The sequence below is a fragment of the uncultured Negativibacillus sp. genome, assembly GCF_944388365.1.
GTDB lineage: Bacteria > Bacillota > Clostridia > Oscillospirales > Ruminococcaceae > Negativibacillus.
Genome location: NZ_CALXIN010000018.1, coordinates 25896 through 34864, shown reverse-complemented (window position 1 = coordinate 34864; position 8969 = coordinate 25896). Strand labels below are relative to the sequence as shown.

General features: G+C 48.5%; 6 protein-coding genes, 1 tRNA gene and 1 other RNA gene. 7 read left to right on the top strand and 1 reads right to left on the bottom strand.

The window, feature by feature from the left end:
- Position 1 precedes the first annotated feature (1 nt).
- The 4 genes from Q0L39_RS04495 to Q0L39_RS04480 all read left to right on the top strand — a co-directional run bounded on the left by Q0L39_RS04495 (position 2) and on the right by Q0L39_RS04480 (position 6251).
- Positions 2-77: transfer RNA gene (locus tag Q0L39_RS04495), tRNA-Thr, on the top strand.
- Between the two features lie 189 nt (positions 78-266).
- Entirely contained in the window at positions 267-2255 is a 1989-nt protein-coding gene (locus Q0L39_RS04490; RefSeq protein ID WP_296627137.1) for a toprim domain-containing protein, read from the top strand.
- 827 nt (positions 2256-3082) lie between these two features.
- The gene (locus Q0L39_RS04485; protein ID WP_296627136.1) at positions 3083-5299 is read left to right on the top strand and encodes a DNA gyrase subunit A; all 2217 of its coding nucleotides are present in this window, start codon (positions 3083-3085) and stop codon (positions 5297-5299) included.
- 82 nt (positions 5300-5381) lie between these two features.
- Positions 5382-6251, top strand: a complete 870-nt coding sequence (locus Q0L39_RS04480; RefSeq protein ID WP_296627135.1) for an AraC family transcriptional regulator — start codon at positions 5382-5384, stop codon at positions 6249-6251.
- A 55-nt stretch (positions 6252-6306) separates the two neighbouring features.
- Here Q0L39_RS04480 and gdhA read toward each other — a convergent pair whose 3' ends face one another.
- Positions 6307-7656, bottom strand: coding sequence for an NADP-specific glutamate dehydrogenase (gene gdhA / locus Q0L39_RS04475; protein ID WP_296627134.1), 1350 nt, complete (start codon positions 7654-7656; stop codon positions 6307-6309).
- Positions 7657-7850: 194 nt separating this feature from the next.
- Here gdhA and Q0L39_RS04470 point away from each other — a divergent pair, with 194 nt between their 5' ends.
- The 3 genes from Q0L39_RS04470 (at position 7851) to rnpB (ending at position 8830) form a co-directional block, all read left to right on the top strand.
- Complete coding sequence (locus Q0L39_RS04470; RefSeq protein ID WP_296627133.1) at positions 7851-8210, top strand: DUF3796 domain-containing protein; 360 nt, start codon at positions 7851-7853, stop codon at positions 8208-8210.
- Positions 8203-8412 carry a helix-turn-helix transcriptional regulator gene (locus tag Q0L39_RS04465; RefSeq protein WP_296627132.1) on the top strand — a complete coding sequence of 70 codons (210 nt, stop codon included), beginning with the start codon at positions 8203-8205 and terminating at the stop codon, positions 8410-8412. The genes Q0L39_RS04470 and Q0L39_RS04465 overlap by 8 nt, the downstream gene beginning before the upstream one ends.
- A 57-nt stretch (positions 8413-8469) precedes the next feature.
- Positions 8470-8830: RNase P RNA component class A (gene rnpB, locus Q0L39_RS04460), an RNA gene on the top strand.
- The last annotated feature ends 139 nt before the right edge of the window (positions 8831-8969 follow it).

The following is an 8969-nucleotide window of genomic DNA, read 5'->3' as shown; positions in this document are numbered from 1 at the left end:
TGCTGATGTGGCACAGGTGGTAGCGCACATCCTTGGTAAGGATGAGGTCACGAGTTCGAGTCTCGTCATCAGCTCCAGAAAAACAGTTGGTAAGTTATTTACCAACTGTTTTTTCTTGTTTTAAACTTGTTTTGAAGTCAGTGCAAAACTGCGCTGGCTTCTTTTTTCGTATAAAAACAAGATCTCGTCCAAAAGTACAGTTGTCAATCAAGTGTAAAATGTGTTATGATTAAAATAGTGTGACAAAATCAATACAGGAGGCTATCATGGCAACAAAGAAAAATCAGGGATATGGAAATGAAAGTATCTCTTCATTGAAGGGAGCAGATCGTGTCAGAAAGCGTCCGGGTGTCATCTTTGGTTCTGATGGGTTGGAAGGATGCGAACACTCTGTTTTTGAAATTCTTTCGAACTCCATTGATGAATCCAGAGAAGGATTTGGCAATCGAGTGATCGTGACCACCTGGAGAGATCATTCCATTCAGGTGCAGGATTTTGGACGAGGAATACCGGTGGATTATAACACCAAAGAGCAGCGTTTTAACTGGGAACTGGTATTCTGTGAACTGTATGCGGGCGGTAAATACAATACCAATGACGGTGAGAGTTATGAGTTTTCTCTGGGACTCAACGGTCTTGGTCTGTGTGCAACCCAGTATTCCTCCGAATATTTCGATGCGGAAATCTACCGCGATGGATTTTGCTATAACCTCCATTTTGAAAAGGGCGAAAATGTTGGCGGACTAAAAAAGGAACCAACAAACAAAAAGCAAACGGGCAGCCGTCAGCGCTGGAAACCTGACCTGGAAGTATTTACCGATATTGCGATTCCTACCGATTATTTTCGGGATATATTGAAAAAACAGGCGGTCGTCAACAAAGGACTGCAGTTTTTACTGCGGGTAGAGCAGGAGGACGGCAGCTTTACCGAGGAAAGCTTCTGCTATGAAAATGGTATCGTCGATTATGTAGGGGAGATCGTGGGAGATCAGAGCCTCACCAGCATCCAGTATTGGGAAACTGAACAGCGCGGACGCGACCGTGAGGATAAGGACGACTATAAAGTGAAATTGTCGGTTGCCTGCTGCTTTTCCAATCGGGTCAAGTTTTTGGAATATTACCACAACTCCTCCCATCTGGAATATGGCGGTTCACCGGAGAAGGCGGTCAAACAGGCATTTGTTTCCAAAATTGACGGCTATTTAAAACAGAACGGTAAATATCTTAAGAACGAAAGCAAGATTACCTTTCAGGATGTCGAGGATTGTCTGGTGCTGGTTTCTTCCTCTTTTTCGACCCAGACTTCCTATGAAAATCAGACCAAAAAGGCAATAACCAACAAGTTTATCTATGAAGCAATGAACGACTTCCTGAAGCGTCAGCTGGAGGTCTATTTTATTGAGAATCCAGACGAGGCGGTCAAAATCGCCGAGCAGGTGCTGATTAACAAGCGCAGCCGTGAAAATGCGGAAAAAACAAGGCTGAACCTCAAAAAGAAGCTGGCAGGTTCGATTGATCTTGCCAACCGTGTGGAGAAGTTTGTAGACTGCCGTTCCAAGGATGTAAACGAACGTGAAATCTACATCGTAGAGGGTGATTCGGCGCTGGGTGCCTGCAAATTAGGCCGAGATGCACAATTCCAAGCGATCATTCCTGTTCGAGGAAAGATCCTCAACTGTCTGAAGGCGGATTTTGATAAAATCTTTAAAAACGAGATTATCACCGATATTATTAAAGTCTTGGGATGTGGTGTGGAGGTCAGCTCCAAAGCAAACAAGGAACTTTCGACTTTCCATCTGGATGGTCTGCGCTGGAATAAGGTGGTTATATGTACCGATGCCGATGTGGATGGATTCCAGATCCGAACTTTGATTCTGACCATGCTGTACCGATTGACTCCGACCCTAATTGAAAAGGGATATGTTTATATCGCGGAGTCACCGCTGTTTGAGATTCGCTGCAAGGATAAGACGTATTTTGCCTATTCGGATGCAGAGAAGGCGGAAATTTTGCAGAAGTTGGACGGACAGAAGGTCGATGTGCAGCGCTCGAAAGGTCTTGGTGAGAACGAACCGGATATGATGTGGCTGACCACCATGAACCCTAAGACAAGAAGGCTGATAAAGGTGTCTCCGGCGGATGCACATGCCACCGAGGCGATGTTTGATTTGATGCTGGGCAACAATCTGGAGGGAAGAAAGGCTTATATTGCGGAGAACGGTTCGCAGTACCTGGATGAGCTGGATTTATCATAAGCAGGTTGAGCTTGCATCGGCTTGACGTAAGACTTCGCCAGAGAAATAATGAAGTTTTTGGTCGAACTTTTTACAAAAAGCTCGTGGTGTCCAGAGGCAACGCCTTTGGGCGCACTCCGCAGAGTGCGAAATACTCGAGTTGAACTTGTTCAACTCTTATCGTCAGGCGCATTTTCGGCGGTAGAAATCTGCTTTTGGTTTACTGAATCTTCGCACATCTTGTTGTTAAATTTTTTATAAGAAAATTTCTGAAATTCAAGTATAAGTTTTTACCTTCAAAAATCATCCACTGGATAATTTTTGAGGTTAGTTTGTGCAAAAACGGAAACTTGTGAAAACTTTTTTTCTTGCAGAAAAGGAGATTGAAAACAAGTTTTCAATCAGGAGTTTGCTCTTTTTGCCCATAAAGGATCGGGCAAAATTGCCTTCGGCAACCGAGCAAAGCTCCGTTTTCACACTTTCAAAAATGCGCTTCAACTATAAAGGTTTTTCGCTCGTTGCGACGAGCGACCAAAGGCTCTGCCTTTGGAAACCGCAATTTTTTGAAAAAAATTGAGTAAAACTTTTGTTCGCCTTCGGCGCGAAGATAGGCAGAATTTATTTATTCGATTCGCTCTAGCTTGCGTGGCACACGCTGTGTGCCCGCGCACTGACGTGCGGCAGCATCGAAACGGCTTTACAGTCTCTAACGTTTTGAATAATCGGATATACAATATCACAGGGGCGTTGCCCCCGTACCCCCACCACCTTTTGAAAAAGGTGGACGAAAACTTTTGTTCGCCTTCGGCGCGAAAAACGGAATGTTATCATCAGAAAAGGAAGGAACTATGGCACGGAAAAAACAAACGGAACGATCTTCCCATTCGACCAACACAAAGGCGTATATTGAACACGCCGGCGAGGTGATCGACCAGGAGATCACAAGTACACTGGAAAAAAACTACATGCCCTATGCGATGAGCGTCATTGTATCCAGGGCGATTCCTGAAATTGATGGTTTTAAACCTTCCCACCGCAAATTGCTGTACACCATGTACAAGATGGGACTGCTCAGCGGAGCAAGAACCAAGTCGGCAAACGTTGTTGGTTCGACAATGAAGCTCAATCCTCACGGCGACATGGCAATCTACGAAACATTGGTGCGCCTTTCCCGCGGAAACGAGGCGCTGCTGCACCCTTATGTCGATTCCAAAGGAAACTTCGGCAAGGCTTATTCCCGCGATATGGCATTTGCTGCCTCCCGATACACTGAGGTCAAGCTCGACCCGATTTGTCAGGAACTGTTTCGGGATATTGACAAGGACACCGTCGATTTTGTGGACAACTATGACAACAAGCTCAAGGAACCGACCCTGCTGCCGGTGACCTTCCCGTCGATTCTGGTCAATGCCAACACCGGTATCGCCGTCGGTATGGCAAGCTCGATCTGTCCGTTCAACCTGGAGGAAGTGTGCAACACCACCATCGAACTGATGAAGCACCCGAACCACGAAATCTCCACTACACTGACGGCACCGGATTTTCCAGGCGGCGGTCAGATTATTTACAATGCAGCTGAGATGGACAAGATCTACCGCACCGGACGAGGCTCCTTTAAGGTAAGGGCAAGATGGCACTACGACAAGAGCTGCAACTGCATTGAGATCACCGAAATTCCACCGAGCACCACCACCGAGGCGATTTTGGACAAGGTGGTCGATATGATTAAGTCGAACAAGCTGCGGGAAATCTCGGATATGCGCGACGAAACCGACCTTTCCGGCTTAAAGCTGGCAATCGACCTCAAGCGCGGCGTCGATCCCGATACCCTGATGCAGAAGCTATACCGCTTTACCCCATTGGAGGACAGCTTCTCCTGCAACTTCAATGTGCTGATCGGAGGCACACCAAAGGTGATGGGTGTGCGTGAGCTGCTGCAGGAGTGGATTGCCTTCCGCCAGATGTGCGTCAAACGCAGAGTCTATTTTGACTTAAACAAGAAGAAGGAAAAGCTGCACCTGCTGGAAGGCTTGAAGAAGATTCTGCTGGATATCGACAAAGCCATCCGCATCATCCGCGAGACCGAGTCGGAGGAGGAAGTAGTTCCAAACCTGATGATTGCCTTTGGCATCGACGAGGTGCAGGCAGAATATGTGGCGGAAATTAAGCTGCGCCACATCAACAAGGAATACATCCTCAAGCGCACCGAGGAGGTCGGCGCACTGGGCGAGGAAATCAGCGAGATGGAGTCGATTCTGGACGATCCAAAGAAGATCAACCGGATTATCATTGACGAACTTAAAAAGGTAATCAAAAACTATGCACAGCCCAGAAAGAGCCTGCTGCTGATGCAGGAGGATGTACAGTCCTTTACCGAAGAAAGTGCCGTCGAAAACTATCCGGTAAATCTTTTCTTCAGCCGCGAGGGATATTTTAAGAAGATTACACCGCAGTCCTACCGGATGTCCAGCGAACATGACCTCAAAGAAGGAGACGAGATCCTTCAGCACGTCGAAGGAAACAACACCGACAATCTGCTGTTTTTCACCGACAAAGGACAGGTCTATAAGACCAAAGCCAGCGAGTTTGAGGACACCAAAGCGAGCGTCCTGGGTGACTTTATTCCTGCCAAGCTGGGAATGGATGAGGGCGAAAGTGCTGTCTATATGGCAGTGACACCGGATTTTGTGGGCTATATGCTGTTTTTCTTTGAAAACGGCAAGGTGGCAAAGGTAAACTTAAACGCCTATGAAACCAAAACCAACCGAAAGAAACTGGTCAATGCGTACAGCACCAAGGAAAAGCTGAGTGCAGCCCTGTGCCTGCGGGAAGACGGCAAGGTGCTGATGACCGCCAGCAACGGGAGGATGTTGATTCTGCCGACGGGACTGCTGCAGGCCAAAGCGACCAAGGATCAGCAGGGAATTCAGGTGATGAAGCTGACCAAGGGATCGGTTGTATCGGAGGCGACCATCTATGAAGAGGGAACGCTGGAGGACGATCACCGCTATATGGCAAAGGAGCTGCCGTCCAGAGGTGACTTTTTGAAGATGGCGCAGGTGTAAGCGATCTACCATAAAATGTTTGCCAGATGAGAGGTTTTTCTCTGCCGATGGAACTATACTATGTACAGGGAGATGGAGAAAAATGGATTGGCTGTCAGCACTGAATCGTTCATTGGATGAGATTGAGAAACATCTGGAGGGAGAACTGGACCTTGCAAAGGTTGCACGGATGGCCGGATGTTCAGTATATCATTACCAGAGAATATTTTCCTATCTATCGGGGATGTCATTATCGGAATATCTGCGTCGCCGTAGAATGACGTTAGCAGCGCAATATCTGCGAATGGGAGAAAAAGTTCTGGACACTGCTCTGCGCTATGGTTATGAGTCGCCGACAGCATTTAACCGTGCGTTCCAAGCGGTGCATGGAGTAGCTCCCTCTGAAGCAAAAAAAGAGGGAGTTTCCCTCAAAGCCTATCCACGTCTTTATTTCCAGATTACCATCAAGGGGGCAGAACAAATGGAATATCGTATGGAGCATAAACCTGCGTTTCAGGTGGTGGGTATCGGTCGTGTGGTCGGTGCTTCCATGGAAGATAACGCAGAGATTATTCCTCAGATGTGGACCGAAGCAGTGACGACGGGTGTTGTAGCGCGTCTTTCAGAAATAATAACTAGGTCGGATCAACATCCCAACGGAATACTGGGTGTTTGCGGGATGATGAACAATGAATGGAAGTACTATATTGCGGTAGCTTCTCAGCCATCGCAGGATGTACCCAAAGAGATGGAAAAATATGATGTGCCGGAATCGGATTGGGCTGTTTTTTCGGGTACGGGAAAAATGCCAGAGGCAATTCGAGAACTGGAACAGCGCATCTTTGCTGAGTGGCTGCCATCTTCCGGTTATGAGTATGCAGACGCACCTGATATTGAGGCATATCTGACGCCTAACCCAGAAAATGCTGCCTTTGAAGTCTGGCTTCCGATCAGAAAAAGAGAACAGGCATAGAAAAGGACGGTTCGGGAATTTCCCGAACCGTCCTTGTTGTTTTTTAGAAACTTGTTTACAGCACGCCCTGAGCCATCATCGCCTGTGCGATCTTCTCAAAGCCTGCAATGTTGGCGCCGGCAAGCAGGTTGCCCTCTTTGCCGTATTCCTTGGCGGCATTGTAGGTGTTGTGGAAGATATTGACCATGATGTCATGCAGCTTCTGGTCGACCTCCTGAGCGCTCCAGGAGTATTTCATTGCGTTCTGGCACATCTCCAGACCGCTGGTAGCAACACCGCCGGCATTGGCAGCCTTGCCAGGAGCATACAGGACGCCTGCCTTCTGGAAAGCAGCGACAGCGTCCAACGAACACGGCATGTTCGCACCTTCGGCAACCACCTTGACACCGTTGGCGATGAGCTTTTCTGCATCCTCCAGCAGAAGCTCATTCTGGGTGGCACAAGGCAGAGCGATTTCGCATGGAACTCTCCAAATACCGCGGCTGCCTTCATGGTACTCGGCAGTAGGAACCTGCTCGACATACTCGCGGATGCGTCCGCGGCGAACCTCCTTGATCTGTTTGACGATATCCAGCTGAATACCGTTTTTATCGTAGATATAGCCGTTGGAGTCGGACAGGGTGACCACCTTGGCGCCCAGCTCCTGTGCCTTTTCTGCGGCGTAGATGGCAACGTTGCCCGAACCGGAGATGACGGTGATTTTATCCTTGACCGAGTCGTTCTTCATCACCGAGAGCATTTCCTGTACAAAGTAGAGCAGACCATAACCGGTGGCCTGGGTGCGGACCAGCGAGCCGCCGAAGGTCAATCCCTTGCCGGTGAGCACGCCGGAATATTCGTTGCGCAGGCGTTTATACTGGCCGAACAGGTAGCCGATCTCACGGGCACCGACGCCGATATCACCGGCAGGAACGTCGGTTTCCGGTCCGATGTAGCGGGACAGCTCGGTCATGAAGCTCTGGCAGAAGCGCATGATTTCTGCGTCCGACTTGCCCTTGGGATCAAAGTCACTGCCGCCTTTGCCGCCGCCCATCGGCAGTCCGGTCAGACTGTTTTTGAAGATCTGCTCGAAGGCGAGGAATTTGATGATCGACAAATTGACGCTTGGGTGCAGGCGCAGACCGCCTTTATATGGACCGATGGCAGAATTAAACTGCACGCGGAAAGCACGGTTGACCTGGGTCTTGCCCTGATCGTCCTGCCATGCGACGCGGAACTGTACGGCGCGCTCCGGCTCGACCAGACGCTCCATCAGACCGGCAGCCTCATACTCGGGGTGTCTTTCTATCACCGGTTCCAGAGTGGAGAGAACCTCCATCACTGCGTTTAAAAATTCGGGCTGGTTGGGATCGCGGTCGCAGACCTGCTGATATATTTTTTGAAGATATGGGTTGTGAATGCTCATGATTGCTGACTTCCTTTCTAAGAAAATCGTGCTTTTGCACAGTACCGACAAAAAGTACAAGATTTATTATAAACCCAAAAAAGGGAGATTTCAATGCAAAGGAAAGGAATTTACCTCTTGACAAAAAAATAATATGTGGTATATTTATATCATAAAGAGAGAAATACACCACATAACAAAAGGAGGAAACAAGAATGAAAAAGAAGAATTTGTATGGATACTTAGGTTTTTTATCCCTGCTGGGACTCATTGGAGTTTTTACTGAAGAGCGGAGCTTTCTGGCGTTTTTTGCCTTTGCCGTGGATTTTCAGTATTTCTTTATTCCCTCGGATGAGATGCTGGAAGGGTATATGAGCCGTTCTGCAGCCAGAGGTTTTGTGTTTGGGATGCTGTCGATGGCAGCTGCAGTACTGTTTGCAATTCTGGTAGGAATGCCCAGCAGTCAGGCACTGATGTCCGGCTGTACCCTGGGATGGGGTGTTTCGGTAGCGGTTTATGCCTTGTCCTCGGCTTACTACGGATTTAAAGAGAGCAGGGGGTTGCAGGATGATTAAAAACCGCATCAAGGAACTGCGCGCCCGCCACAACATGAAGCAGGAGGAACTGGCAAAGCTGGTAGGCGTGCGCAGAGAAACGATCGGCAATCTGGAAAAGGGAAGATATAATCCTTCGCTGGTGCTGGCGTGGAACATTGCAGAGGTCTTTGGAGTGTCCATTGAGGAGGTATTCACCGTCGAGAAAGACGAGGAGGAATAGACCATAATTGCAGGGCAAGGATTGACGGCGCGGATAAAATACGATATAATCATTGGGTGACCAAGCAGGATGGCAGCGGGCACAGGGAGACCTGTGCATGAGGAAAGTCCGGGCTTCACAGGGCAGGATAGCTGCTAACGGCAGCCGAAGGCGACTTTAGGGACAGTGCAACAGAGAGATACCGCCGGAATTTTCCGGTAAGGGTGGAAAGGCGAGGTAAGAGCTCACCGGGGTGCAGGAGACTGCACTGCCATGTAAACCCTATCCGAAGCAACACCGTGACCGCAGAAGGCAGAGGTGGCCCGCCGCTCCTTCGAACGACTTTGTCATCGGTCTATGTGGCTTGAACCGTCGAGCGATCGCCGGTCTAGATAGATTGTCATCATAACAGAACCCGGCTTATTTGCTTGATCACACCAAAACGCCCGTACTCAAAAGAGTACGGGCGTTTTGGTATATCCGGCAGTTTTATTGAAAAAATGCAGGCAAGCTATTTGGGAAAAGGACTTTCTTTGTGAGATAATTGTCTGATAGGCAGATTATGTTTTGGGTGTTTT

Excerpts from the sequence above, each read along its gene's own strand:
- Q0L39_RS04465 (WP_296627132.1), top strand. The coding sequence starts at position 8,203 with ATGATTAAAAACCGCATCAAGGAACTGCGCGCCCGCCACAACATGAAG.
- Q0L39_RS04480 (WP_296627135.1), top strand. The coding sequence starts at position 5,382 with ATGGATTGGCTGTCAGCACTGAATCGTTCATTGGATGAGATTGAGAAA.
- Q0L39_RS04485 (WP_296627136.1), top strand. The coding sequence starts at position 3,083 with ATGGCACGGAAAAAACAAACGGAACGATCTTCCCATTCGACCAACACA.
- Q0L39_RS04490 (WP_296627137.1), top strand. The coding sequence starts at position 267 with ATGGCAACAAAGAAAAATCAGGGATATGGAAATGAAAGTATCTCTTCA.
- gdhA (WP_296627134.1), bottom strand. The coding sequence starts at position 7,656 with ATGAGCATTCACAACCCATATCTTCAAAAAATATATCAGCAGGTCTGC.
- Q0L39_RS04470 (WP_296627133.1), top strand. The coding sequence starts at position 7,851 with ATGAAAAAGAAGAATTTGTATGGATACTTAGGTTTTTTATCCCTGCTG.